Origin of the sequence: Amycolatopsis sp. DG1A-15b, from assembly GCF_030285645.1 — a bacterium.
GTDB lineage: Bacteria > Actinomycetota > Actinomycetes > Mycobacteriales > Pseudonocardiaceae > Amycolatopsis.
Map to the genome: position 1 here is coordinate 4848371 of NZ_CP127296.1, position 25097 is coordinate 4873467.

The following is a 25097-nucleotide window of genomic DNA, read 5'->3' on the forward strand; positions in this document are numbered from 1 at the left end:
TTGTGTTGCAGTACAGCTCTGCCGAGCCGATGCACGCCGCGGTCCCCTTTCGACAGTCAGGATGCGCGCGGCAAGTCGGCTCCCCAGCCTTCCCCGCGCGGCACCTTCGTGTTGGCCGCGGCCGCGGTCGTCAGCGTCGTCACCTGCGTGCGGGGCACCACCACCGCGATCAGCTCGACCTGCTCGCCCGGACGCGGGGTGGGCGCCGCGCGCCACTCGCACGACCAGACGCCGCTGCGCGAGCTCGAGCAGGCGGCCTGCGGGTAGTACGCCTGCCCGACCTTCACGAAACCGAACACCTGGCGGTCGGCGTCCGGGGCGGCGGTCACCGTACCGGCGGCGGGCAGGGCGGCGCTGGGGACAGCCGGGACGGCTTCGGTCGACAGTGCTGGCTGCGGGGCCGTGGAGGCCGCCTGGGCCGTCTCGGGCTGCCCGGCCAGGAAACCCAGCAAGAAGGCGACTCCCAGTGACGCGATCACCGCCACGGCGACGAACGCAGGCAGATAACGCCCGTGGCGTGCCAGCCGCAGCGCCCGTACCGCGCGATGGGTCAACGTCGGTCTGCCCGGGTTTCCCGCCGTCGCCCAGCGGGTGAACGCGGCTTGGCGAACCGCTTCACCGTCCTTGTGCACGGCGGATCCACCCAGCAGCATCGCCAGCTGGTCGGACCGGCCGTTCTCGATCAGCCGGGTGGCGTGCTTCAGCGCACCCGGCTCCCGGAGGTCTTGGAGCTTCGGGCCGTAGAGGATCTTCAGCAAGCGCGAGAGGATGTCGTGCCCGGCAGTGATTTCGGCGAAGTTCGCGACCGCGTCCACGACGTCGACGGCGAACGCCTCTCGTAGCTCTTCGCGGTAGTGGCCTCCCTTCTCGAGACGAAGCAACTCGGTGTCGAAGTCCGTCACCGACGTGGCCCGGAGCAGGGCCGCGGCCGGGTGGTGGCCGGCCGGAACCGGTCGCTTGTCCGATCTTCGGTACTCGTGCTGGTGCCGCGGATCCGCGGGCTCGGGCGCCGGGGTCCGCAGGGCCGGGATCACCGGACTGTCGCCGTACGACGGCGAACCATGCCGCCCGGGATCGGGCCGGGCGAAATCGGGGGGCTCCGAACCGGACGGCACCGGAAGAGGCGTGACACGCGCGCTCTGTCGCGTCTCGGCGTACGGGACATCGGCGAGCCAATCATCGATCAGCTGGACGGCCAGCACCCTGTTCTGGCTACCCGCGGGTTCCTTCCCCAGGTCGACGGTGGTCCGCTGGACGTCCCCGACGCTCGGCGGCTTCGCCGGCAGGAAGACGATCTCCGGCAACCCGACGACCGAAGCCTCGTGGCGGCTCTCATAAGTCGAGAAGGACCACTGCCGGCACACCCCGAGCTGCTCTCGCAAGTAAAAGTCCGCCGCAGAACGGAGCGCGCGCACCATGGACAGCCGATCACGGTCCCGGCACCCGATGATGCTCAACGCCCGGTCGGGGGCGTCCAGCAGCCGGGTGAGCACGGTGACCAGGTCACGCTCGAGCCCGGGCGACGTCTCGGCTCGCCGGCCGGCCGCGGCGCTGTCCATCGTGCACACTTCCGCGGACAGCGACGGCAGCGGATGCCCGTCCGGCACTTCGTCCCGCCACACCCGGGACCGCCACGCCGGGGAATCGCCGAGGGCCAGCGCCACTTCCACGCTGAGCAGGTCTGCCGGGCCGATCAGCGCGTGCGAGTTGTTGCGCCCGACCGAGTTCCCGTCGACGACCCGGCGCAGCAGGGCCGCGGTCCCGTCGTCGTACTCGAAATACGACAACGCCGTCGCGGGAAGGGGCTGGCCTGACACCGGTTGAAGCCGGATGTGCGGTTCCAGTCTCCGGTGGTAGCTCTGCGCGTCCCCCTTCCGCGAGAAGGAGTGCGCACGCAGAGTCAAGGCCCTTTGTTCGTAGGACCAGCCGAAAAAGGCCTGCTGCACCTGTTCGTGGAGTTCAGGACCGGTCACGGCATACCCACCTTCGCGGCCTCGGGGCCGGTGATCATGCCGGTCATCGCGAGAATCGAGACGAGCGGCTCCAGGACGCGGATGGGGCGGACCCCGCGGGCGAAGTACCGCCCGGCCGGGGCTTGTCCTGAGACCGGGATGGCGTCGCCGCCGCTGGCGGAGACGAAGTGCAGCGTGCACCGTTCGAACGCTTCGAACGGACGCAGCGACGCTCCCGCTCCGGCCTGGTGCAGGTAGCCGAACGCATCCCGGCTCTCCGCCCGGATGCGGGTGGCGTCGACTGCCTTCTCGTCGCCGCGGCGCAACCACCGGTCGGCGGGCGCGACGTACCGCAGCCGGTCCGACTTGGTCACCGCGATCGTCACCGGCAGCCGGCCGGCTGCCGCCCTCCCCTGCAACCGCTCGACGGCCAGACCGAACGACCGGTTCTCACTGGGCGCGGCGGCCTGCTTCGTCTCCAGCGGATCGTCCGGCGCGTGGACGAAGATCACCGCGTCGACCCCGACCAGGAACCGGGTGGAGCGGTTGAGGGCCGCCGTGCTCTGCAGGTCCTCCCCCGATACGTCGAAGAACGTCACCGGGCGCTCGCCGCCCGGGCCGCGCAGCAGCAGGATGTCCGCGGCCTCGATCACTCCCGCATCGGTACCGGCCAGTGCCTCGCCCCGTTCGAACGGCTCGATGTACTTGCCACGGAAAGCGGCGTGCCGCCGGAAGTCCAGCGCCGCCGCGGTGATCCGGTGAGCCCGGAGCCCGCCGAGGTGGACCTGCCGGATCATCGCGGTCAGCAGGTGCGTCTTCCCCGATCGGCCGGCCCCGACCAGCCCGATCACCAGCGGATCGAGGTAGTCGGCGTAGGTAGCGGGCAGGTAGTGCCGCACGGTGTCGCCCGACGGGTTCGGGCACTCCCGATAGCCCCGGCGCGCCAGGTCCGCCTGCTTCCCGGCGGTGAGCGACGAGACGTCCACCAGCTGGTACTCGTCTTTTTCCTCGTCGAACAGCGAAAGCCTCGGCTCGTCCGGCCACGGGTATTCGTCGGCGCAGATCGGGCAGCGCACGAGCCGCGCAGCGGATTCGCTCATACCAGTACCACCATTCCGATGATCAGCACGACGGCTATCACGGCCACCGTCGCCAGAAAGGGAAGCTTCCGCTTCACCCGCCCGTCCGGGTCCGTTCCGCGGGCGGGCGGGGATGTGGCCGGACCACGTTTGTCGACGCAGATCTGCTCGAACAGCCGCCGTCCCTCGATCAGTCCGGCCTCCGGGTCGCCCGGCGGTGGGACCCGCTGGTCGGCCCGGAGCTGCAGCAGCAGGTCCGCTGGGGTGGGCCGCTGTTCCAGCGGGTGGTCGAAGACACCGTCGAGCAGCGCCCGCAGCCGCTCCGGGTCGTGACTGCGGTCCGGCGCCGAGCCGTTGGCCGACGTTCCCGGGTAGGCCGCACGGATGAGCAGCCCGGCGGCCCACAGGTCGTCCCGGGCGTCGACCTCGCCCAGCCCCGCGGCCTGTTCGGGTGAGCGGCCCCGGGAGCCACCTCCGGCCCGCCTGGGCTCGCCGACCCGCTCGGCCGACTCGAAGTCGACCAGCTGCAACCGGTTGTCCGCCCAGCGCACCGTGGTCAAGCCGATCGCGCCGTGCACCACACCGGCCGCGGCCGTGAGCTGGAGCGCGCGCAGCAAGCCGATCTGGAACTCCCGTCGCTCCGCGTCGTCGAAGCCCTTGACCTGGTCCGCCGCGGGCAGTCCGGGGTAGGCGCGCAACAACACGAACGGCTCCTCGACGTCCATGTTGTAGGCGACCAAGCGGGCCAGCTCCGCCGGGTACGAGCCGGAATAGACCTGCCCGAGCCGGGTTCCGGCGCGGACCTCGTTGTCCAGCAGTTCGTAGAGACGGGGATCGCGAGCACCGGCCGCCCGGGGGACGAACTTGCGGACGAGCCGCTGGTCGTGCGCCACCACCAGGCGCTGCTGGAGAGCCGAGCCGGGCGTGACGAACGCGCCGTGGTCGGTGAGGCGGATCTCGCGCAGCCGGCCGTGGACGTCACGGCACAGCACGGATTCGATGCGTTCGGCCATTCAGGACACCCCGCCCAGCACTTGCCGCACCGATTCCGCCCGCAGCGGCAGCAGCCGAACCGCACCGACCAGGTCACCGCCGCCGGTCCAGGTGATCCCGCGGTCCGCGGCGAGCCGCTGGTACGTGCCGTCTTCGTCGAGGACGCGGCGCAACTGCGCGGGAGCGAACCGGATCAGGCCCGGTTTCGCCGCAGTGCTCAGGTAGCGGAGCTGGCCGCTGCGGCACAGCTGGGTCATCTCAGCGTCGACGCCGCCGCGCAGCGCGGTCAGCGACTCCGGCGACTCCGACCAGATCCGCGCGGTCAGCGCGGTCCGCGGGCCCGGGTCGAGACCGAAATCCGGGGCGGTCATCAGGCCGTGCCCGCTCACGTGCGCGTCGTACTGGTCCAGCAACCGGTCCACGCGCTGGGCGAACACCCCGGCCGAGGGGACGCGGGTGCCTTCCGCCGAGGCCCAGACCGGGGCGAGCGCGGTGCGGCACAGGTCGAGCAGATCGCCGCGCACGACGTCGTACAGCTCCGGCGGGGCGGGGCGGGCGAGCTGTGGCGAGGGATCCGGGGACCCGGGTGGCGGAGCGGCGAACAACCGGTCGTCCGCTTCCGCCAGTTTCCCGACGATCTCCTCGAGCCCGGCAGCGACCTCCGACGCTGCCGTCGCGACGGCCCGCCGGCGTCGCACCGGCTGCCACTCCCGGGTGGTGGCCTCCTCGGCCAGCCGGGTCAGCTCCACCAGTGTGTGGCGCAACTGGGTCACCGGCAGCTCCGCCGCCCATCGCCGGGCTGCCGAGCGCCAGCTGAGCGCGACCCCGGCCGCAGCGGCCAGCACCACGACCAGGCTGAGGATCCGGGCGGTCAACGGGGAAAGGGAAGACAGTTCCGGCCAGGCCCCCACGGCCACTGCCCCAGCGGCCACACCGAGAACGCCCGCGCCCGCGTAGACCAACGACGGAAGGAACGCGTCACCGAACCCCAGCTCGGCCGTTTGTCCCGGACGACGGCTCAGCAAGAGCCACCCGGCTCCGAACCAGCCGGCCGCGAACAGCCCGGCCCCCAGCCAACCGGACGTTCCCGGGCCGAGCAGCAGTGCCAGTACCGCACAGCTGAAGAACACCGCCGGCAACATCAGGAGGCTGAGCGGCCACGTGCGGAACGAGGGCATGGCCAGCCCCAGGGAACCTCGCTTGCGGACGTGGTCGAGCGCCGCCGCACAGCCCTGCGGGCCGCTTGCCGTGGCCGCGAGCCGCAGCTCCTGCGCAAGGACGGCGGGCGGGGTCCCTTCTTCGAGCCGGGTTTCGACGAGGTGCTTCAGCTCGGCCGCGATTTCCGCGCCCCTGGCCTCGCGGGGTCGCTGCACCCCCAGCTCGACGACGCTTTCGATGCCGGGGCGGCCCACCTCCAGGTGCCCGTCCATCCGGTTCAGCAGTTCGACGAGGTACAAGCGGTACTTCTCGGCGGCCTGGCCCGCCCTGACGACCTCGTCCCCGAGCCGCGCGGTGGGCCGCGACGCACCGAATACCGCGCGCCATGTCGCCAGCAGCCGGACCAGCTCACCGAGCTGGTCCAGTCGCTTGAGCGCTTCGTTGCGAGCGGCTGCGAGCGGCCCTGCCAGCACCGCGCCTTCCGGATCGTGGACCGCGTCCACCTGGCGTACCGCCGTGGCCAGGGTGGGCGACGACGGCTGGTCCGCCAGGCAGAGCGACCGCACGACCGCAGCCCTGGTCTCGGCCAGTTCCGCCGCCCCGACAGCGGCTGAAACCAGCTGGACGCCCGGACAGGTCGCGGAGCCGGACAGGTCGCCGGCCAGCGCGACGACCCGGTCGAACACCGCGGGCACCCGCAACGCCGCGATCAGGCCGTCGAGAGCGTCCTGCTCCCCGTCCACCGGACGCGGAGCCGACTGCTTCGGCGCCCAGGCCACCCCGCGCGGATCCCCGACCCACAGGACAGTGGCGTATTGCAGTACCTGTGGCACCGCGAGCACCGCGCCGTCCGACGGCGCGTCCGTCGTGGATTCACCGACCGCCACGCAGACGATGCCGGTCACCATGTCGTCGCTCGCCAGTGCCATGTAGACGTCGGCGTGCTTGAGCAGCGATCCGGCGTCGTCGAGCACCACCACTCCGCCCGCGATCTCGGCGAGCTGGTCGCCCGGGGACTCGCGCAGGTCCAGCAGAACGATCTTCGACGTGTTCATACCGCGTCCTCACCCACCCAGCCCGTGCGCGACATCCACCTGTTCACGCAGGTCGAGCAGGCTCTTGGCGGTGTTCCCGACGTGGTACTGCAACGCCTTGGGCAGGGACTGCGACCAGAACTGCCCGATGACGGCGAGCTGCGGGTCCCGCCCCAGCACCCGGTTCTGCTCCGCCTGCTTGACCTTCAGCAGCTCCGATTCGGCGAGGTCGACCAGCACCCTGAACTCCGCCGCCGGCGGCGCGGGAGACAGGTCGGCGTCGGCGGGAACCAACGACATGAGCCGGGCGGCGAGGCTGCGCCGGGTCGGGTCGTCGTCGGTGAGGATCCAGTTCTCGTAGGCCTGGAGCACGCTGGCCCACGACGACAACGCACCCAGCGCCGTCAGCCGCAGCTTCATCGACACCGACTCCCGGCTGCCGATCGCCACCGTGATGGACGTCGGGCTGGCGAGGTCGCCCTCGACGATGACCTTGCCCTCCCAGGCCGCGCAGAGCAGGCGGTGCAGCACGTGCCAGCGGTCCTCCTGGTCGATGAGCAGGTATCCCGCTTCCTGGCTGAGCCGCCGTCGCCAGGGGAGGCTGTCCTGGGGCTGCGGGCGACGCTGGGCCTCGGCCCACAGCTTGACGACCCGGCGCAGTTCGGGGACTTCGGTGACCCCCATCGAGCTGCGGTTCAGCACCACGACGATCGCGTCGGCCTGCACGGCGCGGAACTCCGGCTCGCCCACGAGGTCGATCGGCAGGGAGACCTCGCGACGCAGGAACCGTTCGATGTCCTTGTCCTCCTGGGCCGCCGGATAGGTGAACAACGCCTTGAGCGGGGCGCGGCCGTCGGGAGCGAATCCGCCGGGCACCAGCTCGGCCAGCTTCTGCCGGAACCGGGTGAGGTCGGCCTCGACGACGGTGTTGTCCCGCCGCCGCACGACGTTGGCGAGCAGGTCCTCCATCCGGGGAACCAGCGCGGGACGCGTCCGATCGCTCGGCCGCACCTGTTCGGTCACCGCCTCCTTGATCCGCTGGCGGACGTACGCGACAGCGGCTTCCGGGTCCTGGCGTCCCTTGCCGTACGCGGTGGCCCAGCCGTCCTGGCCGAGCAAGAGGTTGAGCACGTCGCCCTCGTGCGCGTTGGGCCCGAGGTGCTGGGTGTACTCCTCCTTCAGCCGGGCCAGGACCGTCTCGTAGAAGCCGTCGAGCCCGTGGTCCTCCGGCGGCAGCAGGTACGCGACGCCGACACGGGACTTGTACAGGTCCTTCGACCGGTGGTCGAAGGACTGCGGTTCGTTGCGGGCGTAGGTGACGAACCGTTCGTGGACCGCGGTGAACTCCTCGACGAACGCCTGCCACGGACGGGTCCAGATCCGGTGGCTGTCGTTCCACGCGGCGTTCCAGATCCGCCGGGTCTGCCAGGCGTACCAGGCGTTCTGCTGCCGGGTCACGGCCTGCGCCGGCTCGTCGGTGATCCGCAGCCGCTGCATGAGCTTGCGCGGCAGGTTCTGCGCCGGCGGCGGAGCCGCGGCGCTCATGCCCGGGGGCGTGGCCGGGGGTGAGCGCCATCCTTCGAGCAGGGACCGGAACCCGCTCCGGTCGAGCGGGTCGGTGAGGTCCCGGTGGCCGAACACGGCGCGTTGCAACCGGAACAGGTCGACGTCGCGCAGCAGCACGTCGGCAGCCGCCGCCGGGTCGAAGTGCTGTGCCAGCGTCGCGACCGGTGCCGCGAGCCCGTTCTGGTCCCGCTCGATGTTCGTGCTCATCGCGTTCGCGCGTTCGGTGAGCGCCGCGAGCACCGGCCCGTAGCCGACCGGGCTGCCCTGCGGCGGGATTCTGCTCGGCGTCGCTTCGAGCACCTTGTCGAGTCCGGACGCGGAGATGAACTGTCGGATGTGCGCCTTGTTGGTCTCCGCAGCGCCCGGCGGGACGAGCAGCTCGGTGACGGCGTTGGCCAGCAGGTGGGAGCTGACCGCCTCGGTCAGCTCCAGCAGCGGCGTGGTGAGCGCGGCGACCGCGCTGGTGGTCACCCCACGCCTGCCGACCCCGGTTTCCGCGGTGGCGTGCCGGTCGACCTTGCTGTTGATGAAGCCGTCCGCGAAGGACGGGTGAGCCTGGCTGCCGTTGTCGTCGTCGTCATCGCCCTGTTCGGCGGGACCGGCTCCGATCAGCGAGGTCATCAAGGAGACCATCGACCGGTTGAGGTCGTCCCGCCGCACCCCGCCGACCGGGCGGCCGAACAGGAACGCCGTCTGGATGGTGTTCGGCTTCAGCTGCACCTGCTCCAGCCTCGGGTAGCGGACGGAGATCACGCCCTGGGTGCCACTCGCGTCCAGCTGGTCGGCCGAGCCGTGCGCGTTCTGGTCGTCGATCAGCCGGAAGAGGTCGACGAGCGACGAGCCCGCGTTGAGGTCGGCCGGCCGGCCGCCGCCCTGGCCGTCGTCGAACGCCGAGGGCATCAGCACCAGCGGGTAGATCTCGGCCTGCTTGTTGCCCCGCTGCATGAGGTCGCCGATCAGGTGCAGGTAGTCGTAGAAGATCCCGCTGCCGGTGCCGCCGGCCACGGAGAACACCACGAAGACGATCACCGGGTCGACCCGGTTCGTCCGCTTGCCGCTCACGGTCAGCAGGTCACCGGCGGATTCGTTGATCGCGGTGATCGCCCGGCTGATCCCGAGCAGCGCGGTGTCCGGGTTGAGCCGGATCGTCTCGAAGAGCACTCCCCGCCCGACGGTCGGCAGCTGCCCGGCCCCGCGCACCAACGGCCCGATCCGGGGATCGCTCTCCTTGGACGGCAGCCAGGCGACGGTTTCCTCGTCGGAGTTGATCCGGAGGCTCTGGGCGACCTCGGCCGAGTTCCCCAGCCGCGCGGGCACCAGATCGGTGATCAGGTGCATGGTCTTCTGCGCGGCCTCGTCGTGCTCGCGACCCGGCACCACCTCGCGCCGCACCCGCTGCAGCTCGTTCGAACTGAGGTCCGCGTAGACGAACTGCAGGCACGAAGGCAGCTGGTAGGGCAGGAAGTTCGGGTTCTGCATGGCCCCGAGGAGACGGGTGCCGTCCGGACCGCACAGCTCCTCCCGGAGCCGCTTCTCCAGTTCGGCACCGACCTTGCACCCGGTCCCGCCGAGCCCGACGAACAACATCGGCTGATAGATCTTCATCGCGGCATCGTCCTCACGGTCACGGGCCTGCGGGCGGCCCGAAGGGTCGGCGTGGCGGCGGATCGCGGCACGGAACGGGATCTCATGGTTTCGTCTGCCTTTCGGTGAGGTCGCGAGCGCTTTGCACGATTTCCCCGGCCTTGCCCAGGGCTGTCACCGCGTGCGCGAAATCGTCGTAGAGACCGCTTCCGTCAGGCCGCGACCGGCCGGACTCCGCGGCCAGCACCCGGATGCCCAGGGCGCGACGCAGTTCGGTGCCGCCGCTGCCGAGAGGTTCGGAGTAGGCGGGCAAGGTCCGCAGGGCGATCGCCAGTTCCTTCGCCCAGTTCGCGGAAGCGCGGTGCCCGGAGGCCTCGCGCCCGAGGTAGCCCGCCAGCAGGGCGATGGGGATGGTCGCCGACAGCCGCACGAGTTCCGAGCCGAGCGTCAGAGGTTCCAACCGGGAGACGAAAGCCAGCACACCCACCGTCATCGCGGTCAGCAGGCAGGCCACCACCGCTCTCAGCCGGTTCGCGGTGCGGTACTCCCGGTTGGCGTGCTCTTCGTAGAAGGCCCCGGCGTGACCGGCTCCCACCGCGCCCGCGGCGACCTTCACCTCGTCGCGGACGCGCAACGTCTCGTTCAGCGCCCGGGATGCCTCGTGAATGAGCTGCCGGGTCTCCAGCTTGCCGCGGATCTCCCCGGCCAGCCGGAGCGCTTCCGCCCGGTCCCCGGGAAAGACCTTTCCGCGCGCCGTCAGATCCTTGATCACGGCGACGAACGCGTCGACGGCCTCTCCGAGCCACTGTCGCAACGTGGTGGCCAGGTCGGCCAGCGTGTCGAGCAGCTCTTGCTCGTGCTCGGGTGCGGCTTGCTCGATGGCGGAGAGACAACCGTCGAACTTCCCGACCGTCTCGTGGATCACCTCGAACACCTCGACGAAGTAGTCCTTGTGCCGCAGCTCCACGCCGACGAAGTCGTTCTCCTCCTCCACCGCGAGGTAGCCGGCGACGAACTCCGCCACCAGGTTCGCGTCCTCGCAGGCCCCTCGCACGCGCCGGTTCCTGGTGGTGTTCCAGTTCTCGCGAATCCGCCTGTCGAGCTTGTTCACAGCCTCCTCGGCGTCCACGAGGCTCAGCTCACGGAGTTTGCCGCCCTCATCGGGTTTCGTCACCGTTCACCGTCGCCTTCGGCGAGCGGGCGGCCGGGCTGTCCGGCCGCGTACTCGCGATACGGCACCGCGCTGCGGGAGTCCTCAGCCCGCGCGCGCCGCTTGGCGATCAGATCTTCGTCGATCAGCGGCCGTCCGTCGTCACGGCGGCAAACACTGCGCACCACCACGAACAGGAGCCAGTGGTCAACCACCCCGAAGAGGGCGAGCAGGGCCAGGAAGGTTCCCGCCACCTGAAGGGAATCGCGTTCGGCGACCGTGTTGAAGGCGGCCAGCCGATCCCGCCCTTTCCCCGGGTCCGGTGCCGGAGGCTCCGGCTGACGGTCGAGTTCGTCGATCCGCGTCCGCGCATCCCGCTGGTCGCCGTCGAAATCCCGGAGCCGGCTTTCCGCCGTGGCCTTCGCGAGGTCGAGTTGCGAGGAGAGAGCGGAGTACTCACCTTCGACCGTCTTCTGGTGCTCGAGTTTCGAGCGGTATTCCGGTCCCTCGCCGCGGACACCCGTCCCGCACTTGCCGTCCTGCTCGCAGAGCACCTGGTTCCTGGCTTCTTTCCGTTCTTCTGCCTTGGCGTCGAGCTCACGCCCGAGCCGGATCACTTCCCGGTCCTCGGCCACGACCGGCCGTGGCCGGGCGAGGATCTCGAGATACGTCGCCTTCTCTTCCGCCAGGCGCTGCGCCGCGGCCTCGACGTCCGGGAACTCACCCGTCGTCTGGACGGCGCCGATCAGGCCGCTGAACACCCAGAGCGTGCCGGTGCCGGCCACCAACAGGCCGAGGAAAACGGTCAGCGCGATGCGGAAGAGGGGCGGGTACGACGTCGGCACGCGTTTGCCCATCAGCGCAACGGCAAAGAGATTCGCCGGCGCGAGCACCACGAACAAGGCCACGAACAAAACGGCCAGCCAGATTCCCGGCACCCGGGCCCCGAAGAAGATCGGCCACACCGAGACGACCGACACGCCGATCGCGAACACCAGTGCCCACCGGCGAAGCCGCTTTCGCCGGGCGTCACTGTTCTCAGGCCGGCGGCCGGCGCCGTTCGGCAAGCCGGCGTGACCGGCGAAAACAGGTCTTGTGAAACCGAGCATCAGGCCACACCTCCTCGCCGAAGCGGTAACCGGTCTTCCATGGCGGCATCTGTTCCGGTCAGCTGAAGGGGTTGTTGGGATCGGCGTAGGCACCGGCGTCGAACGGCACCGAGCCTCGGCTCGGCCCACCGGAGGAACCATTGGCCGGAGAAGCGTTCTCTTCGGGAGCGCGGCCGAAGGGATCGTCGGTGAACGGGTCGCCCGGGTCCGGGTCGGCGCGCGGGGAGTCGAACCCGGCATCCGCCCGCCACGGCGCAGGGGCGTCCGTGAACGGGTCGGTATACGTGCTCGGCGAGTCGCTGCCGGCCGGGCCGTCGAACGGGCTGTACGAGACGGGGGTTACCGGGTCGCCGTCCAGCAGGCCATCACCGGCACCCCGCTCGTCGAGGACGACGAGTGCCCGGTCGCGGCCGAGGTCGTGGCGTGACCCCGGTGCCAGGACCATCGGCTGCTGCCCCGGCGGGGTGAGGCTGAGCTGCGACCCGGCCCGCCGAACCTGGTAGGCACCCGGATCACCCGCGTTCGCCGGTTGCAGCTGCGGTCCGGTGAACGCGTCGTGCACGACGAAGACGAAGGACTTGAGCCGCGGGTTCGGCGGCTCCAGCTCGAAGCTGACGGAACCGTTCCACACCAGCTGCGCCTTCAGCCCGCGGACGCTCACCTTTTCCCGGCGCGCCCGGATCTTGACCACCGCGAACACCACGGCCACGGCCACCAGCACCGCGAGCCCCGCCCAAAGCCAGAACAGCTTTTCCCAGATCCCCGGCTCAGGGGCGACGTCGGTGGTGAACAAGCGCTCGGCGATCAGATCCGGCGGACCCGACTCCTTGACCAGCCGCAGCGTCGCGGCATTCGTACCCCGGGCCGTGCCCTCACCGAACCGGAGGGTGAACGGCACCTTGGTGACGCCGGGCAGCGCCTGCACCACCGCGGGATCCACGGTCAGGGTCGTGCCGGGCGAGGGAGCGGCGATCTCCAGCCGCAGCGGAGCAGGCCGGCCGGAGTTGTTCGTCACGGACACGGTGCCCGAAATCGTTCCGCCGGGAGTCACCGCGGCCCGGTTGCTGTCGAACAGGATCTGCCCTTGGACGGCCGCGACACCGTTCTGGACCTTGGTCGAGAGCACCCGGGTGTCCCCCCCGATGCCGATGCCGGTGACCTGGCCGGAAAAAGTCAGATCGCCCGACGCGTCCGCGGGTACCTTGACCTGCCCGCCGAAGGTGCCGTCGTGGTCGGGGTCGGCCAGCGTGACCGGCTGCGCGGGGAAGCCCGGACTTCCGGTCAGCGTCAGGGTGAACGTCAGCGACTGCAAGGTCGACGTGTCGACGACCGCACGGCCGCGGGCCCAGACCTGCATGTCGACGTCGACCGTCTGACCGGGGGCCGGCTGCGGCGGGCTGACGGTCAGATAGGCCTTGACGGCGGCCTGGTAGGCGACCGTGGCGGCCACGTCCTGGGCGGGAACATCCGCCGACGAAAGCCGGATGGTCCACTTCCCGGGCTCCGGGTCGCTGATGCGCAGCGACTCCGTCTCGGTGGTCTGCCCGGCGAACTCGAAGTCCGAGCCGCCGACGGCGGGCGCCGGTTTGCTCGCGCCCGGTGCGAGGTACTCGACCTGCACCCGGGGATCCCTTTTGTAGACGAGGATCGAGGCGTAGCTGGCGACGGCGGGGATGTCGACGGTGAGTTCGGTCGAACCGCCCTTCGGCACGTTGCCGGTCTGGCGCGGACCGTACTTGACGCAGCTCGCCGAGCTGAACGCCTCCTGCACTGCCGACGCCAGCTCCTCGGGTGAGCGGGCGATCTGCTCGTGCGGGTCGACGGCGGCAGGCGTGCAGCTCCGGCCCTTCGCGAAACCGCGCAAGGCGTCGTTGACCGCGCCGAACCCGAGCGGCCACACCTGGGCCCCCGCGCGGTCGAGGTCGGTCAGCACCCCGCCGACCTTCGCCGTCGCCGCGCCGTTGCGGCGTGCCGGGGTGTCACCCCACGATGGACTGTTGGAGACGTCGAGCTTCCCGTCCGTCAGGAGGAAGACCACTTTTTTCTCGGGCTGCGCGGCACCGACGAAGGCGAGCGCCTGCTGCAGTGCGGCCACGTGGTCGGTCCCGTCGCCCTCCTGCGGTGTCCGGCGATGAAGGTCCCCCACGCACTTGGCGAGCGAATCACGGCTCTGCGCGTTGTCGAGCGGAGCCGGCGGGCAGGCAACCTGCACCGCGCTCTGGCCCGGTCCGTCGGAACTGCCGAAGCCGACGATGGAAACCACCGAACCCGGTGCCAGCGCACTGAAGACGATCGTTCGGGCGGCTTCCTTCTCCTGCACGACGTCGGCCTCGCTCAGGCTTCCGGACTCGTCCACGAGCACCACGACCTGGAGCGGCGGGAGTTTGGGCGGCGGCTCCTGGGCGGACGCGTTCCCGGCCGGCGGCAATTGAAGCGCGAGCAGCACGCCGATCACGCCGAAGATCGATATCGCGCGCCGCAGGCTCCCGCCTCCCCGGAAGATCGGATCGCTCATTCCGCTCACTGCCCTCTCATCGCACGAATGGCTGCTCAGGAGTGGAATGAACACGAGTTGCCCTTCCACGATCAAGGCTTCAGCGCCTGAATGATGCCAATGTCGCGTACCTGTCCACCGGCGTTACACCGCCGGGTAACATCGACGCAACACCTCATCGGCTTCAATCCGTTGCGTCGATCGGTGGATGCTCGCACGACTCCGCCGCAGGATCAGCAGAACACCCGAGAACTCGGGAAACTGTCAGGGATTTGGCAACTCCCACGATGGTCTCGTCATGGACAACGGGCGCGCCGGCAACCCGGTTCCACCTCGGAGACGGCGGTCAAATAGTAGACACAAACTTGACAAGGGGTGTTCGCACCCACGGTCCGATTCAGGCATCCGCTACGCTGCCGCCAACTATTCCGACAGAGCTGAACGTCGTCGTCGAGGAACCGGAAGAGTTCCCCAGGCACGATCGATCGCCACCCATTCACCGTTTTTCGAAGGATCCTGATGCTTCTCCCGGCTTCTCGGAAAATCCGCTGGACGCTGTCGGGTACCGCCGCGGCGCTCGTCGCCACGCTGGTCGCCTGGCTGCTCTGGCCCGATCCGTCCCCGACCGCGGAGCGGGTGACGGGCCCGAGTCACCTGGTGTCGTACTCCGCCGCGGCCGGAAGGCTGGCCGGCCTGGACGCCACCGAGGCTGACGAGCAGATCCGGGACTGGGCCCGGCTTGCCATGGCCGCCGGGCTGCAGCTGGACACCGCGCAGGTCCGCGACAACCTGTACGACACCTTCCCGTTGCGGGACGCGGGTTTCGCCGATCTGACCCGGCAGCCGTCCGGCCCGGGCCGGACCCTGCTGGACGGCACGGGCACGCTGCACGTACTCGTGCCCAGCGGAGATCCCCACGAGGCACGCACCGTAGGGCTGGCGCTCGACCAGCACCGCACCGACAGCGGGGCCGACGCCCGGCTGGTGCAGGTCCACCACTACGCGATCGACAGCGGCGACCGGACGATCCGGATCACCGACGACGACGTCAGCACCGCCGACGCCGCCCGCGCGAAGTACGGCTACGTCACCGAACAGGTCGGTACCGCCGAAAACCTGGCGGCTTTCCTGGCCCGCACCTCTTCCCTGTCGACCGTCGAAGACCGCGGTGGCGAGCTCTGGGCGGGTGGCTGGGCCTGGCCGGGCGAGCCCGCCGGACTGCTCGACGCCGAGGACATCTCCGTGCTCCAGCGCGGCTACGCGCAAGGTAACGGTCCCACTCCCGGTTTCTCCCTCGACCCGTCTCCTTCGTCGACCGAGGCCGATCTTCTCGCCTCTGTCCCGGGCCTGCGTCCCGACTTGGCGGCACGCATCACCCATGATGACTGGGCCGGCTCGGCGAAGAGTCCGGCCGATCTCGGGAAACTGGTCGAAGACGCCTTGTTCGACGGGCGAGTGCCGGCCGAAACGCTGGCGAGCGCGGGACTGCCGACCGACCGGACTGCCCTGTGGGGCGTGCGGAACGCCCTGAACCACCAGGCTGTCTACAGTCAAGCGCGGTACGACGGCGGACTGGCCGGCACGAAGGTCGGCATGACTCTCTTCTACACCGACTACGTCGCCAAGAACTGGGTGGCCGACGTCGGCACGGGGGTTCCGACCGCCGCGGTCGGCGGCTTCGTGCGCGAGTCCGACGCCGTGACGCCGTGGAGCGAGTGCGACGGATCCGGCGGGGCCGACCAGAGCGGCCGGTTGTGGTTCGCCCAGTCCGATGCCGGGTTCGCCTTCAGCGACGGCAAAGTCAGCCTCGGTGCGAACACCACAAGGCTGTTCAGCCGGGCGGACGCCGCCGGTGGCCAGGGCAAGGAGGTCGAGCCGACCTACGCGTTCGGCCGCGGTCTGCGCTGGTGGGACCGGCACTACCGAGCGGTGGCCGATTACGAGCGGCAGTACGAACGTCTCGACCAGATCATGCGCTGGAGCGGCGCGCTGGAATGGCTGGTCGGCAAGACCGCAGCCCGGCTGCCCCAGCTGCCGGATTCGCAGCTCCGGTCCGACCTGAAGTTCGCCGACTGGTACCGCGGGAACGACGAGCTCAAAGAGCGGGGCGGCATCAGCTTCGTCTCCCCGCCGTCGGCGAACCAAGAAGCCATCGTGCCCATCCCGTCCAAGGCTTCACCGCAATGCGGCGGCCAAAGCATCCGCGGCGGGGTCTCGCTCGCCGACCGCACCGCGCGGACGGCGGGCAAGGAGTTCCGGGCGAACCTGCCCACCGGCATCGACCGCGCCGGACTGCAGGACTCCTCGTCGACCTTCGACCAGGCGAACGGGTCGGGCCGGATCGAGGAGGTAACGGCGCTCGACGACCAAGCGGCCGTTGTGGACAGCGTGGCGCGCACGGTGCGCCCGGCGCCCGACGGGGGATCCGCGATCAGCGTCGAAGCCACCGGTCGCAAGGTGGCGCCGTACGGCGGGTTGAAGGTGTGGCGCGCGGAGCAGGCGCCGCGGCGGTTCGACGTCGAGGTGCGAGCGGACCGCGGCCGGGTCTCACAGCGGATGTCCATGCAGGGCAACGATCTCGGCGAACTGGTCGCGACCAGGCAGAGCGCCGATCTGGTCACCGTGCAGTGGCACCGCGGCCTGGTCGACCGGGTCCGCACCGCGCTGGAATCGGTCCAGAACCGGTTCGCCTCCAGCCCTGGAGGCGGGATCCCGCCGGTGACCGACGGAGCGCTGTACAGCACCGAGGACGCCGGGGGCCGGTGGTCGAGCCGGGTGGGCGGGCCGGACGAGCCATGGCTTTCGGTCGGTGACGAAGTGCCACCACCTGCCGACGCGCTGGCGTTCCGGCTCGGCGGTCCCGACGCGGCGGGCGAGGCCCGGTTCCTGCTCGGCGACCTGAACCCGCACCCCGCCCTCGCCGGACCGTGGCTGGACGTCACGGCGGTGCCCGGCCACGGGGCTGTGCTCACCTTCGTCGGCGGTCCGGCGAAGAACCACCAGACCGTCCGGGTTTCGTCGCAGGACGGAAAGTCCGCCGAACTCAGCTATTCCGCTGGGCACGTCTTCGTGCGCGCCGACGACCCGCTGCTCGGGCTGAACGGCAGCGTGGCAGGCGCGGCCCTGCTGCGAGACTTCCCCCGGGTGCTGGAGGCGATGAAGCGCGCCGACGATGCAGGCGACGGGCTGATGCGCGCGGTGGATCTCGGCTCCGACGGCGTCGCCCTGATCAAGCCCGGTGAGATCCAGCTGCTGCCGGCCACCGACGCGGGGGCCGAACGGGTGGTCCACGCGACCGGTCCCGACGGTTCACCACCCCCGGCGGTCCGCATCGCCGGGGACAGGCTCGAGCACGTCGACACCAGTCCGCTGACGACTGCCGCCTCCCGGCAGGTCGACCTGGGGCAGCTGCTGGACGAACCCGGCGCCACCGTGTACCTGGACGAGGGCTTCCGGGCGACGCTCTCGTTGGCGGACGGCCCGATTCTGGCCGAGACATTGCCGCGCGACACCAAGGTCACCGTGCGCGAGGCCCAGCTCGACGGCACCGCGCAGGCATCCGCGCCGGTCACCGCACCCGACGTGCGGGTGTACGAGTGCCGGGAGTGGCTGCTGGTGAGCGGAATGCGGGGAGGCTCCGTGGTCGGCGCGCCGACGCTGCCGCCTTCGACCAGTACCAGTCCCACCCCGGCGACGACCTCGATCCCGGCCGCCGGCCAGGTCGCGCCCAACAGCCCGGTGATCCTGCTGGTCAGTCCGGTCACCGACCGGCCGCTCGCCGGGTGCGCCCCCCGATGAGCACGTCGCCGAGCACCGTCATCGACCTCCACCACCCGGCGGCCGCTCTCGTCGCCCGGGCCGACGAGGCGTTCGCGAACGGCGACTTCCAGGCGGTGGACGACGCTTACGAGGCGATCGTCCCGCTCGTGGCCGGCACCGCGACCGCGACCGCGGTGGCGGCCGATCACGTGGCGAGGTTGCTCACGCTCGGGTACCCCACCAGAGCGCTCGAACGGTGCGAAGAGCACTTGACACGGCATCCGGAACAGGCGGTTCTTCGCGTACTGCTCGCCGAGATCGCGTCGTCGACGGGGGATCACGAGCGGGTCCGGTCCGAGGCGAAGGCCATCCGGCGCTCGCAGCTCGACGACGAGAACCAGGCCCGGCTGCTGCGGGTGGAAGGGCTCGCCGCGGCCGATGACGACGGGCCGGCCGCCGCCGAACTTTTCGCCGGCGCTTCACGGCTCTTCGCGGCGGCGGGGAACGCGGCCGGGGTCGCCTCCGTCGAGCGGGCCCGGGAGCTGGTCGCCATCCGTCACGGCGACACGGACGCCGTGAGCCGGGTCCTGGCGTCGGAGGGTGCCCGGCCGGTACCGGATCCGGTGCGGCTCGCCTTGGCGTTGAAGCGAGACCTGCGCTACGAGGAGGCGTTGGGCGTACTGCGGCAGGAAGCCGGCAACCGAAGCCACGACCACGCCTTGCTGTTCCCGCTCCTGCACGAGTGTGCTGTGTTGCTGAGGCTGACCCGCCAAGACGAAGAAGCACGCCGAGTGGTCGAGCGACTGGAGGAGCTGGCCGCCACCGCGCGCGAGCCCGCCGCGGCCCGGGAGGCGATCGCCCTGGTTTCCGGGGGCGTCCAGACGTCATGGGACCGGCGGTTCGACCGCCGGCTGCACTGCGTGCGGCAGCTGGTCCGGAGGGGGCGGATCGCCGATGCGGAGAAGCTGCTGCCAGAGCTTCGACCCACCCCCTCGTCGGACCGCGAGACGGCTTTGTGGCACCTCGCCGCCGGCGAGCTCGACCAGGCTCGTCACCAGCAGACCGGGCGACAGGAGTTCCTCACCGAGGCGGCCCACCGGTTCCGGGTCACGATCCGGTGCACGGATTCCGTGCCGCTCCACGAGGTGCGGCAGCTGGCACTGCGGCTGCTCGGGCGGGTGCACGCCCGCCTCGACGATGCCGAGCGGGCCAGCGCGTGCTGGGCCGAAGCGCACCGGATCGAGGAGCACATCGCCGAGCGCCAAGTCTCCGACGACGTGCGGATCCGGATGCTGCTGGCGGCACCCGACGAGCACGACGAACGGATCCGCGCGGCCGCGGAACTGGTGGCGGAACGGGGTCCCGAGGCGGCTGCCGGGGTCGCGGTCGCCATCGAAGCGGCGCGGGGAACGTCGATCCTCGGCGCTGTCCTGCCCGCCAGCGCCGGGGTGGTCCGAAGCCTCCCGACACTGACCGACTTCGACGGCGCCTGGCGGTGGCTGTCCCGCACCACCCGCGATCTGGCGCGGTCGCAAGCGGTCTGGCTGCTCCACTCGACCCCGAACCGGGTGTACCACGCGATCGCCGGTCGCGATCTGCTCCTGCAGTTCTCCACCGAGGCGCGGGCCATCGAATTGAGCGACGCGGTGGGCAGCCTGCTCGCGTACTGCAGCGAAGCGTTCCTACCGGGCTCCATCGAGAGCGGTGAATTCGAAGAAGCGCTGGCCCGGATCGGCGACCTGATCGGGGTGCCGAAGGTGGTGGAGATCGTACCCCCGCACGTCGAACGGATCGCCGTCGTCGCGGGCGGGGTGCTGTCCGACATCCCGCTCTCGGCCATGCCGGTCCCCGGCACGGCCGAACGGCTGGGCCACCGGTTCGCGATGTCCGACCTGCCGTGTCTGTCCGCGCGGGACCCCCTGCGGCGCAGAGCGTACGGCCAACGCGGAGACCGCACGCTCCGGATCCGGCCGCCGGTCCCGGGGCTGGCCCGGACGAGGCTCCCGCCCCGGTGCGAATCCCTCGACGACGCCGACGCAACAGCCGTCCGGCTGCGGAAAGCGGCCGGGAACCGGATCCACCACCGGATCCGCATCGACGCGCACGGCGCACACGATCCCACCACGCCGGCGCGATCGTGGCTCCAGCTGAGTCCCGAAGGTGCCGGAGGAAGGTTGTACGCCGAGGATCTGCGGACGATGGACCTGGGCTCCTGCGCCACGCTCGTGCTCGGAGCCTGCGAGTCGGGCATGGCCCGCCGGCGGGGACGGGACGAACGGGCGGGCTTCGTGCGAGCAGGTTTGCAAGCCGGGGCGTCCACAGTGGTCGCAGCCCGGTGGGACGCCCAAGGTCACGCCGCGACCGAGGTGCTCGACCGGTTCGAACGCTACGCCCGCTACCTGCCCCGCGACGTCGCACTGCAGCGGGCACAACTGGACCTGTGTCGCGGCGCTCCCGCCGGGGAGACCACTCTCGACCACCCCGCGCACTGGGCTTGCTGGACCCTGTACGGCGATCCGGGCCTGGAGACGGCCGCCGGTCCGATACGCCGCTTCGCCCGCCGCATTCTCGACGCTGTGAGGAGCCGAGACACCGATGCACCATGACACCCCCAGCCGGGTCTTCATCTCCTTTGCCGGGCAAGACCGGGGAGAGGCACGCCGGCTCAAGGCCGACCTCGGCCGGCACGGCGTCACGGCCTTCGTCGACGAGGAGGACTTGCCACCCGGCCGGGACATCCTGCTCGGCATCGACGCGCTCATGTCCGCAGCGGACTACTTCGTCCTGCTCTGGTCACGGCACACCCCGGGCCGGAGCTGGGTGGACGCCGAGTGGTCCGCCGCGTTCGCCAGGGAACTGGACGAAGCGGACGCGGATCGGTTCCTCCGGGAACACCGGGTGTTCCTGTTCATCGTCCGGCTCGACGACACACCGCTTCCCCTGTTGCTCGCGCCGCGCAAGTACCTCGACGCCACCAGCGGCTGGAGTTCGGTGGTCGAGGGACTGACCGCGGCCTGGCGGCGGGATCGAGGGGTGGGCTCGCCCGTCCGGCCCGCTCCGGCGCCGACGGTCGATACCACGGACCTCGGTCGTGTCACCGTTTACGTGCACAACCAGGCCTTCGGGGTGGCGCACACGGTCGTGGTGCCCGCGGCGACGACCGGCCGGCAACTGGAAAAACTGGTTCAATCGGCACTCGCACTCCCGGATCGCGAAACCATACTCGACGGCCGGTTCGGCATGGACTTCCGCTACCGCCTCTACACCGGCGGCCTGCCGCTGTTCGAAGGGCTGCTGAGCGACGCCGTTGTCACCGACGACAGCCGGGTCGACCTGGTGGTCCTGGTCACCGAATTCGGCCCGAACGGATCGACGTCGAACGAGGTGTACCTGTCGGAAACGACATCGGCGATCCTCCCGCCCGCCGCGAGACGAGCGTTGATCATCGCCGCGTTCGGCCACCTCAGACCGTGACCATTCCGCTCCGGACGACACTTCTCGGTGACGTTTCGTTCAAGCTGATAACTCACGTCGGGCGGACACCGACTACCACCCGAGGCCGGGGCGGCACCGACCTGGAGGTGTTCGACGCCTGAAGGTAGTCAGGCCAAGGGGGTTCTTTGGCAGGGGTGATCGCGTTCCTGGTCGTGCTGGTGATCGTCGTCTGGCTGGTTCGGCGCATCAAGCGAACCCCGGTCTCCGGAACGACGCAGGCGCCGGCGCCGCGCGCGGTTCCGGCATCGCGACAGCAGCCGCCCCCGCTCCGGGTGGCTCCGCAACCGATCCGACCGCAGGCGCCGGCGCAGCCTGCCCCTTCACAGCGGCTGGACAATCAGCCTTCGACGACGCGGCCGGCCAGCACGCAGGCCGTTGCTCCGCCCCTACCTCGACCAGATCGACCGGCGCGTGGCCACGCTTGGGTTCCGCCGGGCCGGGGAGTCACGGTCGCGGGAACGACACTGCGCGGAGGGCTGCTTTACGTAGGCACTGGCATGCCCGACGCAGCCGGTTTCGGAGCGGAACCCGCGTTGCTCGACCCGGGCCTGCCGGTCGACCTGCGCAACCCGGACTGGGCGGGCGAGTCGATGGACTACTGGCCCACGGGTGATCCACACGGTCCGCGGCACCGGTTACCTGCTCGGCCAGGCCCGGGGGAACGGCTAGCGCGGCCGAAGTGGCCGCGCGCTGATCGGCGAGCCGGCCGAAGCCGCCTCCGTCGTCCTGCGGGGCGCCTCCTGGCCCCTCATCGCCGTGCTGTCCCATTGGCGATCAGTGCGTTCTGTGCTGCATGACGCGCCGGGATATTTCCGCCGGGCCGAACATCTGCCCGAACGGCAGGGCTTTGCATTCCCGGCACAGGACCGCGCACGCCAGGCGCAACCCCATCGGAACGCCGACCGCGCAGTCCTCGACGATGACGTGCAGACGTCCGGTGCGAGACGAGCAGTTCTCGCACCTGTCCCCGGTCAGGCAGGGACTCGAAGGGAGAATCGGATCCGGGGCTGCCGGCCACTCGACCCGGTGGAGGTCGACCGCTCGGCGGCGCTGGTCGGCTGCTCGCCGGCGTTCCAGTTCCCTGTCCAGTGCGGCCAATGCCGGAGGCAACGCTCGGAGGTACGTGGCCCGCGAGGCCTGGAACATCCGGCGCCACCACGGCTTGAGGAGGCCGAAGGCCACCCGGCGGCCCTCCAGGAAGGCTCGCAGCAACGCCGCGTCGTGCCCGGTCCTCAGCAGGTGCACCGCGCTGATCAGGCTCCGGCACAGCTCGGGGAGCCCGGCGGGGTCGCGGAACCCCGGCAGCGGATGGACCACTGCCCCCGCGGCCGGTTCCGCCGGTGCGACAGGAGGCCGCTTCGGCTCTTTCGGCGGCATGCGGTGCCGTCGCTTCTTCGGCTTCCGCCTCTTGGACCGCTGCATACCTGATTTCTAGTTCACCTGCGCGGGGACCGGTCCCAGCCCGCCTCCGCCAACAGGGATCCGAGGGCGTCGATGCCGAGCACGCTCACCCCGCCGGCCGCCCGACGTGGAACAGCCGGGCGCCGTGCCGAACCGCTCGATCAGGCCGGTGCCGCCGCCGGGAGTCCGCGCCTGGTCACCGACACGCACGTGCCCGGGATACCCGAGCGGCGGCGGGTCGGCTCCGACCGGCTCGGCCGGCCGGAGCACGGCCACCCTCAGCCGGGGGCAAGCGGGGGGTCGGGAGCTCGAGCCATTCGAGGTCCATCGGCACCAGGGTCGTCGAAAGCACCAGCTCGCGCAGCAGGTTCACGGTCAGGGTCAGCCCCACCGGCTCCCCCACCTCCTCCCGGCGCAGCCCGTGCACGCCGGCGTCGGAAAGCCGTTGCCGGACCCGGGAAACGAGGTGCTCGACGCGCTTGACCGTCCAGTTCTCATGCGGCCGTCGGTCGGTGAGCTCGGCGGCCACCTGCTGACGGGACAGCGGCAGCGGGTGGGGGTCGTAGCCGAGGTACCGCTGCCCGAGCACCGCCAGCACGAGGTGCTCCTCCGGGGACAGCCGCCAGCGTTTCGGCGGTGCCGTCGGGTGCGTCGGGCGGCGCGTGGCGACACCGGCCTCGCCGTCGGAGACGAGCAGCTCCAGCACGTGCTCGCGGGTGCCGCGCAGGAACAGCGCGGTGTAGCCGTCGGCCAGCGGCAGCGGTTCGCTGTCGCGGTGCAGCAGGACGCTGTCGGACAGGCGGATCGGCGAGCGGCCGGTGTTGCTCAGCCACCAGCGGTCCCGCTCGCGCACGAGCAGCCCGTGGACCCGGCTGATCCGCACGTCCTCCTCGCCGACGCAGACGTCGACCTCCAGCCGGTTGCGCCCGAAGGTCACCCGGCTGCCGGGCGACGGCGGCACCGCGACGCCGCCGGTGACGGTGAGCGCGCTCAACATGCCCGGCACGGTGCCGGCGACGCCGTGCCGCAGGCTGCGCTGGCGGTGTGGGTCGAGGCGTTCGGTGGTCACGGCCATCTCCGTTCGTAGGCACCGATGTCGAAGCCCGCGCCGGCGGGCCGGGCGACACCGTCGAGATCGAACGCGGGCGCGCACCCGGGGCTGCCGGCGTCGACCGCGGCCGAGCCCTCGGCGAGGTGGTAGTCGCCGCGAGCCGGATCGGCGAACCCCGGATCGCCGGCGAGGTTGTGGTCGGCGGCGAACGGCCCGGCGTCGACCGGCCCGTCACCGAACACGTTGTTGCGCAAGGTGTTCGTTCCGGTGAACCGGTCGGCGTCGATCAGCAGGGAGCCGCGGGCGTTGCCGGCGAAGGTGTTGTTGACGATCGCCAGGTCCCGCATGGTCCCGGTCGACTCGGCCCAGAGGCTCAGCCCGGCCTGCGCGTTACCGGTGGACAGGTTGTCGAAGACCCGGACCTTCGACAGCAGCCGGCTTTCCGAGTAGTCCTCGACGGCGAGCCCGATCCCGGCCTTGGTGGCCTCGCGGGTCCCGCCGACCACGTTGGCGTAGACGTCCACAGTGGACGATGAGTCGACGTAGATGTCCGGGCCGCGGTTGCCGGTCACGACGTTGTGGTGGATCTTCACCCGGGCGGCGTCGTCGTACTTGACGTCGATGCCTTCCTCGCCGTTGTCGTGCACGTGGCAGCCGGACACCTCGACGTCCGAAGAGCCGGAGGCGATGCTCAGCGCTTCGTGGTCGGCCGCGGTGCCGCGGGCGTTGGTTCCGCGGATGTCACAGCCGGTGATCCGTACCCGCCGGGTGCCGACGAGCACGAGCCCGCCGTCGCGGGAGCCGTCGACGCCGAACCGGTCGAACACGAGGTCGTGCGCACCCGCGGCGTACACGCCGAAGCGGGTCGAGCCGGACACGGTCACATCGGTGAACTCCAGCCAGCTGTGCCCGCCCACCGCCAGGCCGCCGGCGCCGGTCAGCACCGCGGTGCCGCCGGTGCCGGTGAACCGGATCGGGCGGCCCGGGGCGCCGTCGCGGCGGACGGTCAGCCCGCCCGGGTACATGCCGGCCTCGATCGCGACCGTGTCGCCCGGCCGGGCGAGGTCGGCCGCGGCCTGCACCGTGGCGTACTTCCCGTGCGGGCCGACGTGCCAGGTGCGCGGCACCGGTCCGGCAGCCCCCTCGGCTGCCGGACCGGCCATGGCCACCACCAGGAGCGCCCCACCGGCCAGTACCCGTATCGCCACTTCTCGTCCCGTCTGCTCCGGCCCGCGAACCCGGCCTCGGCTCCCTTTTTAGCCGGGACCGCCG

The 25097-nt window shown here is 70.9% G+C and carries 15 protein-coding genes; 4 read left to right on the forward strand and 11 right to left on the reverse strand.

What is annotated here, in order from left to right:
* Positions 1 to 56: 56 nt before the first annotated feature.
* From QRY02_RS22015 to QRY02_RS22050, 8 genes are all read right to left on the reverse strand, one after another.
* Complete coding sequence (locus tag QRY02_RS22015) at positions 57 to 1817, reverse strand: hypothetical protein (protein ID WP_285993406.1); 1761 nt, start codon at positions 1815 to 1817, stop codon at positions 57 to 59.
* A gap of 152 nt (positions 1818 to 1969) precedes the next feature.
* Positions 1970 to 3052: a TRAFAC clade GTPase domain-containing protein gene (locus QRY02_RS22020; RefSeq protein WP_285993407.1), complete on the reverse strand. Its 1083-nt coding sequence runs from the start codon at positions 3050 to 3052 to the stop codon at positions 1970 to 1972.
* Positions 3049 to 4044, reverse strand: a complete 996-nt coding sequence (locus QRY02_RS22025; protein WP_285993408.1) for a serine/threonine-protein kinase — start codon at positions 4042 to 4044, stop codon at positions 3049 to 3051. The genes QRY02_RS22020 and QRY02_RS22025 overlap by 4 nt, the downstream gene beginning before the upstream one ends.
* The gene (locus QRY02_RS22030) at positions 4045 to 6237 is read right to left on the reverse strand and encodes a hypothetical protein (protein WP_285993409.1); all 2193 of its coding nucleotides are present in this window, start codon (positions 6235 to 6237) and stop codon (positions 4045 to 4047) included.
* Positions 6238 to 6246: 9 nt separating this feature from the next.
* Complete coding sequence (locus QRY02_RS22035; RefSeq protein WP_285993410.1) at positions 6247 to 9387, reverse strand: tubulin-like doman-containing protein; 3141 nt, start codon at positions 9385 to 9387, stop codon at positions 6247 to 6249.
* 82 nt (positions 9388 to 9469) lie between these two features.
* Entirely contained in the window at positions 9470 to 10540 is a 1071-nt protein-coding gene (locus QRY02_RS22040) for a hypothetical protein (RefSeq protein WP_285993411.1), read from the reverse strand.
* Positions 10537 to 11511 (reverse strand): DUF4407 domain-containing protein, encoded by a 975-nt coding sequence (locus QRY02_RS22045; RefSeq protein ID WP_285993412.1) that lies wholly within the window; start codon positions 11509 to 11511, stop codon positions 10537 to 10539. Before QRY02_RS22045 ends, QRY02_RS22040 begins: the two co-directional genes overlap by 4 nt.
* Before the next feature lie 172 nt (positions 11512 to 11683).
* The gene (locus QRY02_RS22050; RefSeq protein ID WP_285993413.1) at positions 11684 to 14140 is read right to left on the reverse strand and encodes a vWA domain-containing protein; all 2457 of its coding nucleotides are present in this window, start codon (positions 14138 to 14140) and stop codon (positions 11684 to 11686) included.
* 498 nt (positions 14141 to 14638) lie between these two features.
* Here QRY02_RS22050 and QRY02_RS22055 point away from each other — a divergent pair, with 498 nt between their 5' ends.
* The 4 genes from QRY02_RS22055 (at position 14639) to QRY02_RS22070 (ending at position 22170) form a co-directional block, all read left to right on the forward strand.
* On the forward strand, positions 14639 to 17917 hold the full coding sequence (locus QRY02_RS22055) for a hypothetical protein (RefSeq protein ID WP_285993414.1): 3279 nt from the start codon (positions 14639 to 14641) through the stop codon (positions 17915 to 17917).
* Positions 17914 to 20484, forward strand: coding sequence for a CHAT domain-containing protein (locus QRY02_RS22060; protein ID WP_285993415.1), 2571 nt, complete (start codon positions 17914 to 17916; stop codon positions 20482 to 20484). Before QRY02_RS22055 ends, QRY02_RS22060 begins: the two co-directional genes overlap by 4 nt.
* Positions 20474 to 21352, forward strand: coding sequence for a toll/interleukin-1 receptor domain-containing protein (locus QRY02_RS22065; protein WP_285993416.1), 879 nt, complete (start codon positions 20474 to 20476; stop codon positions 21350 to 21352). Before QRY02_RS22060 ends, QRY02_RS22065 begins: the two co-directional genes overlap by 11 nt.
* Positions 21353 to 21645: 293 nt before the next feature.
* On the forward strand, positions 21646 to 22170 hold the full coding sequence (locus tag QRY02_RS22070; RefSeq protein WP_285993894.1) for a TerB N-terminal domain-containing protein: 525 nt from the start codon (positions 21646 to 21648) through the stop codon (positions 22168 to 22170).
* Here QRY02_RS22070 and QRY02_RS22075 read toward each other — a convergent pair.
* The 3 genes from QRY02_RS22075 to QRY02_RS22085 all read right to left on the reverse strand — a co-directional run bounded on the left by QRY02_RS22075 (position 22148) and on the right by QRY02_RS22085 (position 25033).
* Entirely contained in the window at positions 22148 to 22690 is a 543-nt protein-coding gene (locus QRY02_RS22075; protein ID WP_285993417.1) for a hypothetical protein, read from the reverse strand. The genes QRY02_RS22070 and QRY02_RS22075 overlap by 23 nt on opposite strands.
* A 280-nt stretch (positions 22691 to 22970) precedes the next feature.
* Positions 22971 to 23843, reverse strand: a complete 873-nt coding sequence (locus QRY02_RS22080) for an FHA domain-containing protein (RefSeq protein WP_285993418.1) — start codon at positions 23841 to 23843, stop codon at positions 22971 to 22973.
* Positions 23840 to 25033, reverse strand: coding sequence for a right-handed parallel beta-helix repeat-containing protein (locus QRY02_RS22085; protein ID WP_285993419.1), 1194 nt, complete (start codon positions 25031 to 25033; stop codon positions 23840 to 23842). Before QRY02_RS22085 ends, QRY02_RS22080 begins: the two co-directional genes overlap by 4 nt.
* Positions 25034 to 25097: the final 64 nt, after the last annotated feature.